This is a genomic window from Mesorhizobium muleiense (genome assembly GCF_900099905.1).
GTDB classification, from domain to species: domain Bacteria; phylum Pseudomonadota; class Alphaproteobacteria; order Rhizobiales; family Rhizobiaceae; genus Mesorhizobium; species Mesorhizobium muleiense.
Window position 1 is genome coordinate 152751 of record NZ_FNEE01000005.1, and the last position, 15579, is coordinate 168329.

Sequence of the window (15579 nt, forward strand, 5' to 3'; positions counted from 1 at the left end):
GTCAGAATGGATTTTTCGGCGCGCGGTCCTCCGACAAGGTCGCACGGGAGCGCTCGACCAGCGCCTGGATCGCGTCGGCGAGATGCACTTCGGCGATTGCGTAGTCGCCGCGAGCGACGCGAAGCTTGTGCGCCTGCATCAGCACGTCGGCATGGGTAAATCCCGCCGGCGGCTCGAAACGGTAGGAAGCGAGCTCGATCAGCAGGCCGAGCGGATCCTCGAAGTAGATCGAATCCATAAAACCGCGATCCTTGACGCCGCTGTGCTTGATGGCGCGCTCGTCGAGCCGGGCGACCGCCTGCAGGAAGGTGACCCGCGACACCGCAAACGCAATGTGATGGACGCAGCCCGGATCGGTCGGCGTGCGCCGTTTGACCGGCGTGCGGCTCTCGTCGGTGAAGATGGTGATCAGCCGGCCGTCGCCCGGATCGAAATAGAGGTGGCTTTCGCTGGCCTTGTCGAGATTGGGCTGCTCGAAGATGAAAGGCATGCCAAGCACGCCCTCCCAGAAATCGATCGAAGTCTGGCGCCCGGCGCCGACCAGCGTTATGTGATGGACGCCCTGAGATTGCAGTTTCTGCATTGGCCTTCCTCCCATGATCTCCGCGTCCCAGGAAGAGCGTCGATCTATTCGCTGCGCGACAGATTCGTCCCCGGCGGCGTTCTGCGCACCGTCCTGGGCCCTTGGCCCCTGGCTACATGACGCGATGCTAATTCAATTGAAAGGGCCGCGCCAGAAGCGGCGAATCTGGCCGTGACAGACGGCGGGGCCAGCATACGGAAAAGTTTTGAAATCCTTGGTACGCCCAAGGGGAATCGAACCCCTGTTCCCGCCGTGAGAGGGCGGTGTCCTGACCGCTAGACGATGGGCGCGTTCAAGAACCGGCGATATAGGCTGACGGCTGGGAAAAAGCAACTGGGCTTCTGGCAGTCAATGATCCCAGGAAAATATCCGTTGCAGGCCTATCGTTTTGGCTCAATCAAGTCCCAGAGATTTCCATGGAGATCGGCGAAAACCGCCACAGTGCCATAGGCCTCGCGGCGGGGCGCCTCGCGGAATTCAACGCCCCTTTTGAGCATTGCCGCATGGTCGCGGACAAAATCGTCGGTTTCGAGAAACAAAAAGACGCGTCCGCCGGTCTGGTTGCCGATGCTATCCCTTTGCGCATCATCCGACGCTTCGGCCAGCAGCAGCTGCGCGCCTTGTCCGTTCGCCGGCGCCACCGTGACCCAGCGCTTGCCGTCGCCGAGATCGACGTCCTCGGTCAGCAAAAAGCCCAGCCTGTCGACATACCAGGCGATCGCCTCGTCGTAATTGGCGACGACAAGCGCGACGGTGGCGACGCGGCGATTTTCGGCGAAACCAGTCATTTATTGCGGATCGAAAAGCGGCCGATGATGCGGCGCTCAGTGATGTCGTAGACAAAAATGGCGCGGCTGCCGTCGGCAAGCTCCGCATCGATGGAGACGCGGTTGCCGGAAAGCGACTGGCTGATGACCCTGGCGCCGACCGGCATCACGATGTCGCCGGTCAGCGGCTCGCCTGATGGCACCTGGATGTCGCCGGCAAGGGATGGGGCTGCCGGTGGCGCGGTGCGCGTTTTGTAGACAAGGGCTGCAATCACCACCATAAGGGCGAGGAACAGCAGGCCGAGATTGATGGCGACGAAGCGGACGAGCTTCTTGCGCACCTTTTCGACTTCGGGGTCGAGCGGCTTTTCCTCGTCTTCATCGGCAGCAGCCATGGCAAACCATTCCGGAACGATTTTCGATGAGCGCTCATAACGAAGAGACCCCGATATTGATAGAGGATGGATTGACGGGCGGATCGCCAAACGGGGGATCGCCAGACGGATCGGTCGTGCTGGAAGCAGGCCCCGATGCGGCCGGCCAGCGGCTCGACCAATGGCTGGCGGGCAAGCTCGGCCCGGACATGTCGCGCAGCCGGGTGCAGATGCTGATCCGGCAGGGCGCCGTCAAGGTCGGCGGCCAGCCGGTCATCGAGACCAAACGCAAGATGGCGGCCGGTGAACGCGTAGCGGTCGACATGCCGGAGCCGGAGCCGGCGGAGCCGCAAGGCGAGAACATCCCGCTCGACGTCCTCTATGAAGACAATGAATTGATCGTCATCGACAAGCCGCCGGGGCTGGTCGTCCATCCCGGCGCCGGCAACTGGACCGGCACGCTGGTCAACGCGCTGATCCACCATTGCGGCGACAGTCTTTCCGGCATCGGCGGTGTGCGGCGGCCGGGCATCGTCCACCGCCTGGACAAGGAGACCAGCGGCGTCATGGTCGTGGCCAAGACCGACCGCGCCCACAAATCATTGTCGGAGGCCTTTGCCGACCATGGCCTTACCGGCGATCTCAAACGCGCCTATCTGGCGCTGGTCTGGGGCATTCCGATGAGACCGACAGGCACGGTCGACGAGCCGCTCGGTCGCGCCGCCGACCGCGTGCGCCGTGCCGTGGTGCCAGAGGGCCGCGACGATGCCCGCCACGCCGTCACCCATTTCACGGTGGTCGAGCGCTTTGGCGAGCAGCAAAAGGAGTTTGCCACGGCGAGTCTGGTCGAATGCCGGCTCGAGACCGGCCGCACCCATCAGATCCGCGTCCACATGGCTCATATCGGCCATCCGGTCGTCGGCGATCCCGATTACGGCCAGGCCTTTCGCACCAAGGCGAACCGGCTGCCCGAGCCGCTGAAAGGCCAAGTGAAGGCCCTTCCGCGACAGGCATTGCATGCCCGCCTGCTTGAATTTCGGCATCCGACTACCCATTTACCGATGAGGTTCGAGGCGCCGCTACCGAGCGACATGGAGGAACTCGTGGACGGCTTCCGCAGACTCTGAACCGGCTTCATCCATTCAAAACCAGATCGGCAAAAACCTGACCCGCGTTGTTCACTTTGGCGTGACACACTGTTTCGTGTTGAACCAAATGCTGTCCTTTCTGGTTTTGTTCCTGTATACATCCGCTGTCGCGAACGAGCCTTTTGGCGTTCGTGATTTATGCCCGCCGCGTTAGGGGGCACCACTCCAAGAGAGAGGGGCGCTATCATGGCCCAGTCACTACCCAGTATCGTTTCCGGCGAAGGCGGCCTCAGCCGCTACCTGGAAGAAATCCGTCGCTTTCCGATGCTTCAGCCGCAGGAAGAGTACATGCTCGCCAAGCGTTATGCTGAGCACGAGGACACAACGGCTGCGCACAAGCTCGTCACCAGCCACCTTCGGCTCGTCGCCAAGATCGCCATGGGCTATCGCGGCTACGGCCTGCCGATCGGCGAGGTGATCTCGGAAGGCAATGTCGGCCTGATGCAGGCCGTCAAGAAATTCGAACCGGAGCGCGGCTTCCGGCTCGCCACCTACGCAATGTGGTGGATCAAGGCGTCGATCCAGGAATACATCCTGCGCTCGTGGAGCCTGGTCAAAATGGGCACCACCGCCAACCAGAAGCGCCTGTTTTTCAACCTGCGCAAGGTGAAGGGCAAGATCCAGGCGCTCGACGATGGCGACTTGAAGCCCGAGCAGATCGCCGAGATCGCCACCCGCCTCAACGTGTCGGAAGCGGAAGTGGTGTCGATGAACCGCCGCCTGTCGGGCGACGCTTCGCTCAACGCGCCGATCAGGGCGAGCGAAGGCGAGTCCGGTGAGTGGCAGGACTGGCTGGTCGACGACCACGAAAGCCAGGAAGAGGCGCTGATCGAGCAGGACGAACTGGAGAACCGGCGCGGCATGCTGTCCGGCGCTCTTGCCGTGCTCAACGAGCGCGAGCGGCGCATCTTCGAGGCGCGCCGTCTGGCCGAGGAGCCGCTGACGCTGGAAGAGCTGTCGGCCGAGTTCGACATCAGCCGCGAGCGCGTGCGCCAGATCGAGGTGCGCGCCTTCGAGAAGGTGCAGGACGCGGTCAAGGCCGCAGCCAAGCGCCAGATGCAGGCGCTGCGCACCATCGAGGCGCAGCCGGCGGCGTAAAACCTCCGGCGGAAACAAATAGCGGCGGCGCCAGGTAACTGGCGCCGCCTTTTTTGTGGGTCCTCGGTGTGATCAGCCTGGCTGGCTCGTAGCGGCGTTATAGCAATTTTCCCCAAGCCCTGGAAACCGCAACGCTGCAAATTGTGGCGGCAATGTTCCGGCGCCGACACGGGCTTCCGTCGCGAAATTTCACGAGGTGGCGCTTGCGGCAAGCGGGCGCGACAACGGGCCGCCGGGGCTGCGCTGGGCAGTTGAGCTCGCCTGTTTGGAAACCAAAGGCAGTATGACGATGACGATTTCTCCGTTTCTCACCGCTCTCGAATCCGAAGGTCCTCCAGCCGACCGAGCGAAAGACATGAACCTGTATGGATGGCTAATTGGAAGCTGGGAAATGGACACGGTCCACTACCGCGATGACGGCACAATCCAGAAATGGGATGGAGAATGCCATTTTGGCTGGGTGCTCGAAGGCCGCGCGATTCAGGACGTCTGGATCAGGCCCAAGCGCCCTGCGCCATCCACGATGTATGGCACGACTTTGCGCATCTTCGATCCTGGGATCGATGGCTGGCACATCATATGGAACGACCCGCTCAACCGAGATCACTCGCGCCAGATCGGGCGGGCCGAGGGTAAGGACATTGTCCAACTCGGCACTGATTCGCGCGGTCTGAAAACTCGATGGCGTTTCACTGAGATCACCGCCAACAGCTTCCATTGGATCGGCGAGGAAAGATCTTCCGAGTCCGACCCTTGGCAAATCACGTATGAACATTTAGTCCGCCGAACAAAGCCCTGAAGCTAGACTGGCTGGCCTCTGCGCTGCCCCTCATCCGGCTGCCGCCACCTTCTCCCCGTATAGTGACGGGGAGAAGAGGCAGCGTCAGCCAAAGCGTCCTTCTCCCGGGGGAGAAGTGCCCGGCAGGCGATGAGTGGCGGCGCCGAGATTGCAAAAGTTGGACCCGCGCCCCTCAAAGGCAATCCAACGGAAATTTCAAATAGCGGCGGCCGTTGGATTCCGGTTCCGGCAAGCGCCCGCCATTCATGTTGACCTGCAGCGCGTGCAGGATCAGCCTCGGCATCGGCAGCGTCCTGTCGCGCGCCTCGCGCAACGCAACGAAATCGGCCTCCGTCCTGCAAGCGGCAACATGGGTATTCCCGGATTTTTGTTCCGCGACCGTGCTCTCCCACAAGGGCTCGCGCCCCTCCACCTGGTAGTCATGACCGACGAACAGACGTGTCTCGTCCGGCAGCGCGAGGATATTTTGGATCGAGCGCCAGAGTTGCGCGGCACTGCCGCCGGGAAAGTCCGCTCTCGCCGTGCCGCTGTCCGGCATGAACAGCGTATCATGGATGAAAGCGGCGTCGCCGATCACATAGGTGATCGAGGCCAGCGTGTGGCCCGGCGAAAAAAGCACCTTTGCCGGAATGCCGCCGACCGTAAAGGTCTCGCCGTCGGCAAACAGCCTGTTCCACTGGGATCCGTCGGCAGGAAACCCCGGCCAGTTGTAGATTGCCTTCCACAGTTTCTGGACGTCGACGATCTTCTCGCCGATCGCCGTCGGCGCTCCTGTCTTCGTGCTGAGATAGTGTGCCGCCGAGAAATGGTCGGCATGCGGGTGGGTGTCGAGGATCCATTCGACAACCAGCCGTTGATCTCTAACGAAGTCGAGCAGGGCGTCCGCATTTTTCGTGGCAGTGGCGCCGGACTTCTCGTCGAAATCCAGGACCGGATCAATGATTGCGCATCGTCGCGTCTGCGGGTCGGCAACGACATACTGGATGGACCCGCTCGGCTTGTCGTAAAAGCCTGCGACCTGCAGCCTGGCCGATGTCGCGTCCAATCCCGGCTCCCACAATTCCCACCCGGCAGGAATGGTTTTCCCTGCCGGGGTAAAAGAAGAGCATGGTCATTCGCCAGCGCCGCGCCGTCAAGCACCGCATGCTTCGCCGGGGCAAAAAAGCCGAAAATCCTTCCGTGCCGCCTTCTCAGGCGGAGGGCTGCTTGGTCTTCCGGAGATACGGCAGGATCGTCTCGAAGGCGCCGAAACGCTTGACCGCATCCTCGTTGGAAACAGCGGCGGTGATGATGACGTCCTCGCCCTGCTTCCAGTTCGCCGGCGTCGCCACCTGGTGCTTGGCGGTCAACTGTATGGAATCGATCGCACGCAGGATCTCATCGAAGTTACGGCCGGTGGTCATCGGATAGGTGAGAACCAGCTTGATCTTCTTGTCGGGGCCGATGACATAAACTGAACGCACCGTAGCGTTGTCGGCGGGCGTGCGGCCTTCCGAGGTTTCGCCGGCACCCGCCGGCAGCATCTCGTAGAGCTTGGCGACCTTGAGGTCCTTGTCGCCGATCAACGGGTAGTTCACCGATTGGCCGGTCGCCTTTTTGATATCATCCTGCCATTTGCCATGGCTTTCGACCGGATCGACGGAAATGCCGATGATCTTGACGTTGCGCTTCTTGAACTCGCCTTCCAGCCCGGCCATCGTGCCGAGCTCGGTCGTGCAGACCGGCGTGAAATTCTTCGGATGGCTGAAAAGCACCGCCCAGTCGTCACCGATCCATTCGTGGAAGTTGATCGTCCCTTGCGTGGTTTCGGCCGTGAAATCCGGCGCGGTGTCGTTGATACGAAGGCTCATGATGCGTCCCTACCCTGTGATTGCAGCCGGCATGGACCATCCACCGGCCCTGCTTCCGCCTTTTTACCACTGCGGCGTCATCCTTCATACGCCTGTTGCACCGGTACCGGGGCCGGCGACGACAACTTTTTCGCCTTTTGTCGCAAACAGCAGCATTCCCGCCCATTGATGCCGGCGCAATAGGGCGTTGGGCGCGATGGCAGTGGAAGTCTAGGCCTTGTTCACCGCCAGCGTCGTCGCCAGATCTTCCATGCGCTGGGCGAGCGCGCCAAGCGCCTGGGTCAGCACGGAATCGTTCTTGTCGGCCTTGGTCAGCGCGTCGTCACGCGTCTTGCGCAGTGTCAGCACTTCGCTTTCCATGCCCTTGACGCGTTTTTGCAGTTCCGAAAGCTCGTCCATGACCATGATGCCGGCCATCACCGTCAGCCGCTGGTCGCCGATTTCGCCGAATGAGTCTTTCAGATGCGAGACATAGCGGTCGAAGCGCTCGGCAAGGTCGATCAGATGCTCTTCCTGGCCTTCGTCGCAAGCCATGCGATACTGCTTGCCATCGATGGAAACCGTGACTTGTGCCATTGGGCCAGCCCCTATCTATCCAACACGGCGCGGATGGTTTCCATGGCGGTCACCAGCCGACGCGACACTTCCTTGTTGGCGTCTTCCAGCCGTTCGGCGCGCGCTTCGGAATTGTCGAGTTCCTGCGCCAGCCGCGAGCGGTCGGCGTTCATGCGCTGCACCTCCGCCTCGGCTTCCGTATAGTCGCGCTCGTGCTCGAGCTTGGCCGCGACGGCGTTTTCCAGCCCCTCGATGGCCTTACCCAGCCTGGCGATGACTTCCTTGAGTGTCGTTTCCCCGGTCATGGCTTTCGTCCTGCGCCCTGCCCATCACCGAATCATCCACGTTCAGAACGCGTTATGTCTGAAACATTACGCGCCGTGTGAAGCCAACGTCAATAAAGCTCTCGCGACTGTCCCCTGCTAACGCTAATTTAGGCCACCAAAGCCCTCCTGGCGCCATCGCAAGACCGGCAAAAGCGCCGGTTTACTGACCAACAAGATCGGCAAAAGCGCGCCGGTTTGTTGACTAAAAAGCCGCGCCTGCTATGTGTCGCGCACCCCTTTCCAGGGCTCTCCCAAGGCCCCGAACCCCGACACTGGAGGAAGCATGACCTCGCGTGAACAACATGACCGGATGGCCAATGCGATCCGTTTTCTTTCCATGGACGCCGTCGAGAAGGCCCAGTCCGGCCACCCCGGCCTGCCCATGGGCTGCGCCGACATCGCCACGGTGCTGTTCACGCGTTTCCTGAAATACGATGCGAAGAACCCGCATTGGCCCGATCGCGACCGTTTCATCCTGTCGGCCGGCCACGGGTCGATGCTGCTTTATTCGCTGCTTTATCTGACCGGCTACGAGGACATCACCCTCGACCAGATCAAGCACTTCCGCCAGGTGGGGTCGAGGACGGCAGGCCATCCCGAATATGGCCATGCCGCCGGCATCGAGACGACGACCGGCCCGCTCGGCCAGGGACTTGCCAATTCGGTCGGTTTCGCGCTCGGCGAGCGCATCATGAATGCCGCGTTCGGCAACGACCTCGTCGACCACTACACCTATGTGCTGGCCGGTGACGGCTGCCTGATGGAGGGCGTTTCCCAGGAAGCCATCGCGCTTGCCGGACATCTCAAGCTGAACAAGCTGATCGTCTTTTGGGACAACAACAACATCTCGATCGACGGCCCGGTTTCGCTGGCCGACAACACCGATCAGGTCGCCCGCTTCCAGGCGTCCGGCTGGAACGCCAGCCACATCGACGGCCAGGATCCGGAAGCGATCGCCTATGCCATCGAGGCGGCGCGCCATTCCGACAAACCGACGATGATCGCCTGCAAGACGACGATCGGCTTCGGCGCGCCGACCAAGGCCGGCACCAACAAGGCGCACGGCTCGCCGCTCGGCGCCGAGGAAATCGCCGGCGCGAGAAAATTCTTCGGCTGGGATTATCCGCCTTTCGAGCTTCCTGCCGATATCCTCGATGCTTGGCGCGACGCCGGCAAGACCGGCATCACGGCACGCACCGACTGGGAAGGCCGCCTTGCCAGGGCCGACACGCAGTTGCGCCGCGAATTCGAGCGCCGCATCAGTGGCACGCTGCCGGCTAATTTCGACTCCGTCATCACCGACTACAAGAAGAAGCTCTCTGCGGACAAACCGAAGGTCGCCACCCGCAAATCGTCGGAAATGGCGCTCGAAATCATCAACGGCGCCGTGCCGGAAACCATCGGCGGCTCGGCCGACCTGACCGGCTCCAACAACACCAAGACCAGCCAGACCAAGAACATCACGGCAGACGATTACGGCCAGCGCTACGTTCACTACGGCATCCGTGAGCACGGCATGGCCGCCGCGCTCAACGGACTGACGCTGCATGGCGGCCTCATCGCCTATGGCGGCACGTTCATGTGCTTTTCCGACTATGCCCGTCCGTCGATGCGGCTCGCCTCGCTGATGGGCATCCGCTCGATCTTCGTCATGACCCACGATTCCATCGGTCTCGGCGAAGACGGCCCCACCCATCAGCCGGTCGAGCATCTGGCCGCACTGCGCGCCATTCCGAACCACAATGTCTTCCGCCCGGCCGACGCGGTCGAAACCGCCGAATGCTGGCAGTTGGCGATCGAACAGGAAAAGACGCCTTCGACGCTGGCGCTGACCCGGCAGAACCTGGCGGCGGTGCGCAACGACTTCGTTGCGGAAAACCTTTGTCGCCAGGGCGCCTATGAGCTTGCCGCTGCCAGTGGCGATGCGGCGGTGACGATCTTCGCTTCGGGCTCCGAGGTCGAGATTGCGCTGGCGGCGCGCGAGGCATTGGAGAAGCACGGCCATCCGACCCGCGTCGTCTCTGTGCCCTGCTTCGAATTGTTCGACAAGCAAAATGCTGATTACCGCAACAAGACGATCGGCAACGCGCCGGTCAAGATCGCCATCGAAGCCGGCATCCGCCAGGGCTGGGATCATTTCATCGGCATCGACGGCATCTTCATCGGCATGACCGGCTTCGGCGCCTCTGGCACGATTGAACAGCTCTATCCGCATTTCGGCATCACCGCCGAAGCAACGGTGAAGGCGGCGGAAGCCCGCCTGCACGGCGAGTAAATATGCTGGTCTCCAGCGAAGCCGCACATGGCGGTTTCGCCGGCAGCCGCGACCTAATGGACTTAAATCCAACCCATCGACGGCTGGATTCTTTGCCAGCCCGCCGTTATGAAGCTGCGGACTTGATCTTCGGCCTCCAACTCCCAGGGAGAGAAAAATGACCGTCAGAGTTGCCATCAACGGATTCGGCCGCATCGGCCGCAACATCCTGCGCGCCATCCACGAATCCGGCCGCAAGGACATCGATGTCGTCGCCGTCAACGACCTCGGCCCGGTCGAGACCAATGCACATCTGCTTCGCTACGACAGCGTGCATGGCCGCTTCCCGCATGAAGTTACGGTCGACGGTGACCAGATCACCGTCGGCAGCGAAAAATTCAAGGTCACCGCGATCAAGGACCCGACGCAGCTGCCGTGGAAGGAGCTCGGCATCGACATCGCGCTCGAATGCACCGGCATCTTCACTGCCCGCGACAAGGCCGCGGCGCATCTGACCGCCGGCGCCAAGCGCGTCCTCGTCTCGGCGCCGGCCGAGGGAGCCGACCTCACCGTCGTCTATGGCATCAACCACGACAAGCTGACCAAGGACCACATCGTCATCTCGAACGCCTCCTGCACCACCAACTGCCTGGCGCCGCTGGCAGCCGTGCTGCATGAAGCCGTCGGCATCGAGAAGGGCATGATGACGACGATCCACTCCTACACCGGCGACCAGCCGACATTGGACACCATGCACAAGGATCTCTACCGCGCCCGCGCCGCAGCGCTGTCGCAGATCCCGACCTCGACCGGTGCGGCCAAGGCGATCGGCCTGGTGCTGCCCGACCTCAAGGGCAAGCTCGACGGCATCTCAATCCGCGTGCCGACCCCGAACGTCTCGGTCGTCGATTTCAAGTTCATCGCCAGGCGTGCGACCACGGTGGAGGAAATCAACGAGGCGGTGATCGCCGCCTCCAACGGCAAGCTGAAGGGCGTTCTCGCCGTCACCCGTCATCCGAACGTGTCGATCGACTTCAACCACGACCCGCACTCCTCGATCATGGCGCTCGACCAGACCAAGGTCATGGACGGCAACTTCGTTTCGGTGCTGTCCTGGTACGACAATGAATGGGGTTTTTCCAACCGCATGGCGGACACATCAGTCGCCTTCGGCAAGACCATCGCCTAACGGCAGAACCATCTTCTTGCGACTTGAAACGCCCGGCCTGTCCGGGCGTTTTCATGAGAGCGCCCAGCGCCCTTTTGAATGCGCAACGACGCTCTAAGGGTTTGTCTGGCAAGACCCGCGCCTTGAGCGCCAAAACACTCGAAAATCAGCGGCATAGGGCAAAAAACCACCCTCACGCCTTGCACCGGTCATGTCTTCGCCTCACTCTCCCGTAAAGCGAGAGGGACACGAATTCGAGGGGCAATTGGCGGATGGAGCATGCGATCTATCTCATGACGCTGGTCGGCGCCGCGCTCGTCGTCGCCGCCGCGTTTTCGAGCCTGATCGCCTTCCGCTTCGGCGCCCCTCTCTTGCTGCTGTTTCTCTGCATTGGCCTGGCCACGGGAACCGACGGCCTCGGCATCCAGTTCGACAATGCGCGGCTGGCTTATTTTGCCGGCTCACTGGCGCTGGCGGTCATCCTGTTCGATTCCGGTTTCGGCACACCGCTCAACGCCCTGCGGCAGGCGGCCGGACCGGCGCTGTCGCTGGCGACCGTCGGCGTCCTTCTGACCACCGGGCTGTTCGGCGCCGTCGCCCACTATCTGCTCGATCTCAGCTGGCTGGAATCCTTCTTGCTCGGGGCCGCTGTCGCCTCGACCGACGCCGCAGCGGTGTTCTTCCTGCTGCGCGCCGGCGAGATCAATTTGCGCGAACGCGTGCGTTCCACGCTCGAGGTGGAATCCGGCACCAACGACCCGATCGCCATCTTCCTGACCATAAGCCTGGTCGAGATCATCGCCGCCAACGCCAGCCCCGAGGCCAGGGTGCTGGTTACCGACCTCGTCCTCGGCTTCCTTCTCAACATGGGGCTTGGCGCCATCGTCGGCATTTTCGGCGGCCTCGCCATCGTTCGCCTCGTCGACCGGCTCAATCTCGACCACGGGCTGCTGCCGATCTTCGTGCTGACGCTGTCGCTGATGGTGTTCGCCGCCGCCGGCGCCATTGGCGGCTCCGGCTTTCTGGCGGTCTATCTCGCCGGCCTCATTGCCGGCAATTCCGACATCCGCGCCGTCACCATCCTCAAGCGCTTCCAGGACGGCATGTCGTGGCTGGCGCAGATCATCATGTTCCTGATCCTCGGCCTGTTCGCGACGCCCTCGCAATTTCCGGCGATCCTGCTGCCGGCGGTGCTGCTGGGCCTGTTCCTGATATTCGTGGCGCGGCCGATCGCCGTCTGGCTTTGCCTGATGCCGTTTCGTCTGCCGCGCCCGGAAGTCGCCTTCGTCTCATGGGTGGGTCTGCGTGGCGCCGTGTCGATCCTGCTCGCCATTACGCCGCTGCTTGGCGGTCTTGAGAATGGCCGCCTGATCTTCAACACCGCCTTCATCGTGGTGCTGGTGTCGCTGGTCATCCAGGGATGGACCGTCGGACCGCTGGCGCGCCGCCTCGGCCTGATCGTGCCCGCCCGCCTGGGTCCGCTGGACAAGGTCGAACTCGAATTGCCTGGCTCCGCCCATCACGAACTGCTCGCCTACCGCGTTGCACCTGGCAGCCCGGTGGCGCGCGGCGAGCGCATTCCGCGCTGGGCGCGGCCGTCGCTGGTGCTGCGCGACGGGCGCTCGATGCGCTTCCAGGACATGGGCAGGCTCGCCGCCGGCGACCATGTCTACATCTTCGTGCCGGATCGCTATCCGGCCCTGCTCGACAAGCTGTTCGCCAGCCGCGCCGTGGTCGATCCCGAGGATGCCGACTTCTTCGGCGCCTTCGCCGTCGATCCGGCGCGCTCCGCTGCGGAACTGGAAGCCGCTTACGCGCCGGGCCTGACCGAGGAGGAACGCAAGCTGACCGTCGGCGACCTGGTGACGGCGCGGCTCGGCGGCCATGCCGAATATGCCGACCGCGTGCTGATTGGTCCGATCGAGCTGATCGTCCGCGACGTCGACGACAAGGGCAGGATCACCGGTCTCGGTCTTTCCCTGGAGCCGACCGCGCCGGTGGCGCGGGTGCCGGTGTTCCTGAGTGCCGGCGAAATCGCCGACCGCATCGTTGGCTTTGTGCGCAATTGGCGCAAGCGGACCAAAAAGCCGGGTGCCGAGGCGCCGGACGACGCGGAACCGGCTCCACAGCCAGTGATGGAAAAAACAACCGGCGAGGGCTGACTGCTTGCGACGCGAGGCGCGGATCATATTTTCCGTGAACGCCGATGCAGGTCTTGCATCGTCGTTGATGCGGGGTAAGGTCCCCGCGATTTTTCGCGAAAGGGAACAGCATGGCCGGCTTTAAGACACTGGACGACATCGGCAATATCGACGGCAAGCGCGTGCTGGTGCGCGTCGACCTCAACGTTCCCGTCGCCGACGGCAAGGTCACCGACGCCACCCGCATCGAGCGCATTGCGCCGACCATCGCCGAGCTTTCCGGCAAGGGCGCCAAGGTTATCCTGCTTGCCCATTTCGGCCGGCCCAAGGATGGGCCTTCGCCCGAATTCTCGCTTGAGCCGATCGCCAGGGCGGCCGCGGAGGTGCTTGGCCGCCCTGTCGGCTTCGCGGCCGATTGCATCGGCGACAAGGCCGCGAGCGCCGTCGCCGCCATGAACAACGGCGACGTGCTGCTGCTCGAAAACACCCGCTTCCACAAGGCCGAGGAGAAGAACGACCCGGCCTTCACCGAAAAGCTGGCCACCAATGGCGACATCTTCGTCAACGACGCCTTTTCCGCCGCCCACCGCGCCCATTCGTCGACGGAAGGGCTTGCGCAGCTGCTGCCGGCCTTCGCCGGCCGTACCATGCAAGCCGAGCTCGACGCGCTGGAAAAGGGCCTCGGCAATCCCGTCCGCCCTGTCGTCGCCATCGTCGGCGGCGCCAAGGTCTCGAGCAAGATCGACCTCCTGATGAATCTGGTGAAGAAGGTCGACGCGCTGGTCATCGGCGGCGGCATGGCCAACACCTTCCTCGCCGCGCGCGGCACCGCCGTCGGAAAATCGCTGTGCGAGCATGATCTCGCCAACACCGCCAAGCAGATCATGATCGAGGCGGCCGAAGCCGGCTGCGCCGTCATCCTGCCGGTCGACGGTGTCGTCGCCAGGGAATTCAAGGCGGGCGCCGCCAGCGAAACCGTCGCCATATCAGAGGTGCCGGCCGACGCCATGATCCTCGATGTCGGCGAAAAGACCGTGAAGACCGTTGCCGACTGGATCGACCGCGCCGCGACGCTGGTCTGGAACGGCCCGCTCGGCGCCTTCGAGATCGAGCCGTTCGACCGGGCGACGGTGGCGGCGGCCAGGCACGCCGCGGGCCGCACCAAGGCCGGCAAATTGATCTCGGTGGCAGGTGGCGGCGACACGGTGGCCGCCCTCAACCATGCCGGCGTCGCCGACGACTTCACCTATGTCTCGACCGCCGGCGGCGCCTTCCTGGAATGGATGGAGGGCAAGCCGCTGCCCGGTGTCGACGTGCTGAAGCGCTGAGGCCCTGAGGCCTTGGGCAACAGGCGAACGACGGCGTTTGCGCGATTCAATCGATTCGAGCTTTCCGCTTGGAATGGTTCGACTTGAACCTGCTTTGCTCTAGTGGTCTGCTAGCCCGGATTTTCACACTGTTGGGACAACCGGTTCAGGAGGATGCACAATGAGCGAACGTCTCGAGGACATTGCCGCTGCGATGGTGGCCGACGGCAAGGGTCTTTTGGCCGCCGACGAGAGTTCCGGCACCATCAAGAAGCGCTTCGACGTCATCGGCGTCGAATCGACCGCCGACAGCCGCCGCGACTATCGCGAGATGATGTTCCGCGCCAGGGAGGCGATGACCAGATACATCTCCGGCGTCATCCTCTATGACGAGACCATTCGCCAGAAGGCCGCCGATGGCACGCCGCTGGTCGACATCATCAAGGCGACCGGCGCCATTCCAGGCATCAAGGTCGATGCCGGCGCCAAGCCGCTGGCCGGGTACCCCGGCGACACCATCACCGAAGGCCTCGACGGCCTGCGCGAGCGGCTCGCCGACTATTACAAGCTCGGCGCCCGTTTCGCCAAATGGCGTGCGGTGATCGACATCGACGTCGCCAGAGGCGTGCCCTCCGCCACGTCGATCGGCTCGAACGCCCATGCGCTCGCCCGCTATGCGGCGCTCTGTCAGGAGGCCGGCATCGTGCCGATCGTCGAGCCGGAGGTGCTGATGGACGGCGCCCACGACATCGGCACCTGCTACGAGATCAGCAAGGCAACGCTGACGAAACTCTACACCGAGCTCTACGCCGCCCGCGTCGTCCTTGAAGGCACCATTCTGAAGCCGAACATGGTTCTCGCCGGCAAAAAGTCCGGCAACACCAGCAGCCCCGAGGAAGTCGCCGAAAAGACCATAAAACTGTTCCGCGAGACGGTGCCGGCAGCGATTGGCGGCATCGCCTTTCTCTCCGGTGGGCAATCGGATGAGGAGGCGACCGCCAACCTCAACGCCATCAACGCCATCGGCCCGCATCCATGGAAGCTGACCTTCTCCTATGGCCGCGCCTTGCAGGCGGCGCCACAGAAGGCATGGAGCGGCAAGGCGGCCAACGTCGCCGCTGCCCAGGCAGCCTTCGCCCACCGCGCCCACATGAACCACCTGGCAGCGCTTGGCAAATGGCAGCCGGAGCTGGAACAGGCCGCCTGACC

At 63.0% G+C, this 15579-nt stretch carries 15 protein-coding genes and 1 tRNA gene; 8 read left to right on the forward strand and 8 right to left on the reverse strand.

Annotation, left to right across the window (positions count from 1 at the left end; translation table 11 throughout):
• Position 1: 1 nt before the first annotated feature.
• The 4 genes from BLT09_RS12045 to BLT09_RS12060 all read right to left on the reverse strand — a co-directional run bounded on the left by BLT09_RS12045 (position 2) and on the right by BLT09_RS12060 (position 1745).
• Positions 2 to 583, reverse strand: a complete 582-nt coding sequence (locus BLT09_RS12045) for a VOC family protein (RefSeq protein ID WP_091593265.1) — start codon at positions 581 to 583, stop codon at positions 2 to 4.
• Between the two features lie 215 nt (positions 584 to 798).
• Positions 799 to 873 (reverse strand) — tRNA-Glu (locus BLT09_RS12050).
• A gap of 90 nt (positions 874 to 963) precedes the next feature.
• On the reverse strand, positions 964 to 1371 hold the full coding sequence (locus tag BLT09_RS12055) for a VOC family protein (protein WP_091593267.1): 408 nt from the start codon (positions 1369 to 1371) through the stop codon (positions 964 to 966).
• Complete coding sequence (locus BLT09_RS12060; protein ID WP_091593269.1) at positions 1368 to 1745, reverse strand: fimbrial protein; 378 nt, start codon at positions 1743 to 1745, stop codon at positions 1368 to 1370. The genes BLT09_RS12055 and BLT09_RS12060 overlap by 4 nt, the downstream gene beginning before the upstream one ends.
• Positions 1746 to 1771: 26 nt before the next feature.
• Here BLT09_RS12060 and BLT09_RS12065 point away from each other — a divergent pair, with 26 nt between their 5' ends.
• The 3 genes from BLT09_RS12065 to BLT09_RS12075 all read left to right on the forward strand — a co-directional run bounded on the left by BLT09_RS12065 (position 1772) and on the right by BLT09_RS12075 (position 4769).
• A complete protein-coding gene (locus BLT09_RS12065) occupies positions 1772 to 2851 on the forward strand; it encodes an RluA family pseudouridine synthase (protein WP_091593272.1) in 1080 nt (359 codons plus the stop codon).
• 207 nt (positions 2852 to 3058) lie between these two features.
• A complete protein-coding gene (gene rpoH / locus BLT09_RS12070) occupies positions 3059 to 3970 on the forward strand; it encodes an RNA polymerase sigma factor RpoH (protein WP_023797074.1) in 912 nt (303 codons plus the stop codon).
• 196 nt (positions 3971 to 4166) lie between these two features.
• Entirely contained in the window at positions 4167 to 4769 is a 603-nt protein-coding gene (locus tag BLT09_RS12075; protein ID WP_236473455.1) for a hypothetical protein, read from the forward strand.
• 172 nt (positions 4770 to 4941) lie between these two features.
• Here the strand turns inward: BLT09_RS12075 and BLT09_RS12080 are convergent, their stop codons facing one another.
• The 4 genes from BLT09_RS12080 to BLT09_RS12095 form a co-directional block, all read right to left on the reverse strand.
• Positions 4942 to 5814 (reverse strand): MBL fold metallo-hydrolase, encoded by an 873-nt coding sequence (locus BLT09_RS12080; protein ID WP_091593275.1) that lies wholly within the window; start codon positions 5812 to 5814, stop codon positions 4942 to 4944.
• 145 nt (positions 5815 to 5959) lie between these two features.
• A complete protein-coding gene (locus BLT09_RS12085; protein WP_091593278.1) occupies positions 5960 to 6619 on the reverse strand; it encodes a peroxiredoxin in 660 nt (219 codons plus the stop codon).
• Between the two features lie 210 nt (positions 6620 to 6829).
• Positions 6830 to 7195: a cell division protein ZapA gene (locus BLT09_RS12090; protein WP_023797070.1), complete on the reverse strand. Its 366-nt coding sequence runs from the start codon at positions 7193 to 7195 to the stop codon at positions 6830 to 6832.
• Between the two features lie 11 nt (positions 7196 to 7206).
• Entirely contained in the window at positions 7207 to 7479 is a 273-nt protein-coding gene (locus tag BLT09_RS12095; protein ID WP_023797069.1) for a DUF4164 domain-containing protein, read from the reverse strand.
• Between the two features lie 304 nt (positions 7480 to 7783).
• On the opposite strand from BLT09_RS12095, the gene tkt reads away from it, so the two are divergent.
• The 5 genes from tkt (at position 7784) to BLT09_RS12120 (ending at position 15577) form a co-directional block, all read left to right on the forward strand.
• Entirely contained in the window at positions 7784 to 9775 is a 1992-nt protein-coding gene (tkt, locus tag BLT09_RS12100) for a transketolase (RefSeq protein WP_091593280.1), read from the forward strand.
• A 157-nt stretch (positions 9776 to 9932) separates the two neighbouring features.
• Positions 9933 to 10943 (forward strand): type I glyceraldehyde-3-phosphate dehydrogenase, encoded by a 1011-nt coding sequence (gene gap, locus BLT09_RS12105; RefSeq protein WP_091593282.1) that lies wholly within the window; start codon positions 9933 to 9935, stop codon positions 10941 to 10943.
• 251 nt (positions 10944 to 11194) lie between these two features.
• Positions 11195 to 13084 (forward strand): potassium/proton antiporter, encoded by a 1890-nt coding sequence (locus BLT09_RS12110; protein ID WP_091593284.1) that lies wholly within the window; start codon positions 11195 to 11197, stop codon positions 13082 to 13084.
• 110 nt (positions 13085 to 13194) lie between these two features.
• On the forward strand, positions 13195 to 14391 hold the full coding sequence (locus BLT09_RS12115; protein ID WP_091593286.1) for a phosphoglycerate kinase: 1197 nt from the start codon (positions 13195 to 13197) through the stop codon (positions 14389 to 14391).
• 160 nt (positions 14392 to 14551) lie between these two features.
• Positions 14552 to 15577, forward strand: coding sequence for a class I fructose-bisphosphate aldolase (locus tag BLT09_RS12120; RefSeq protein WP_091593288.1), 1026 nt, complete (start codon positions 14552 to 14554; stop codon positions 15575 to 15577).
• Positions 15578 to 15579: the final 2 nt, after the last annotated feature.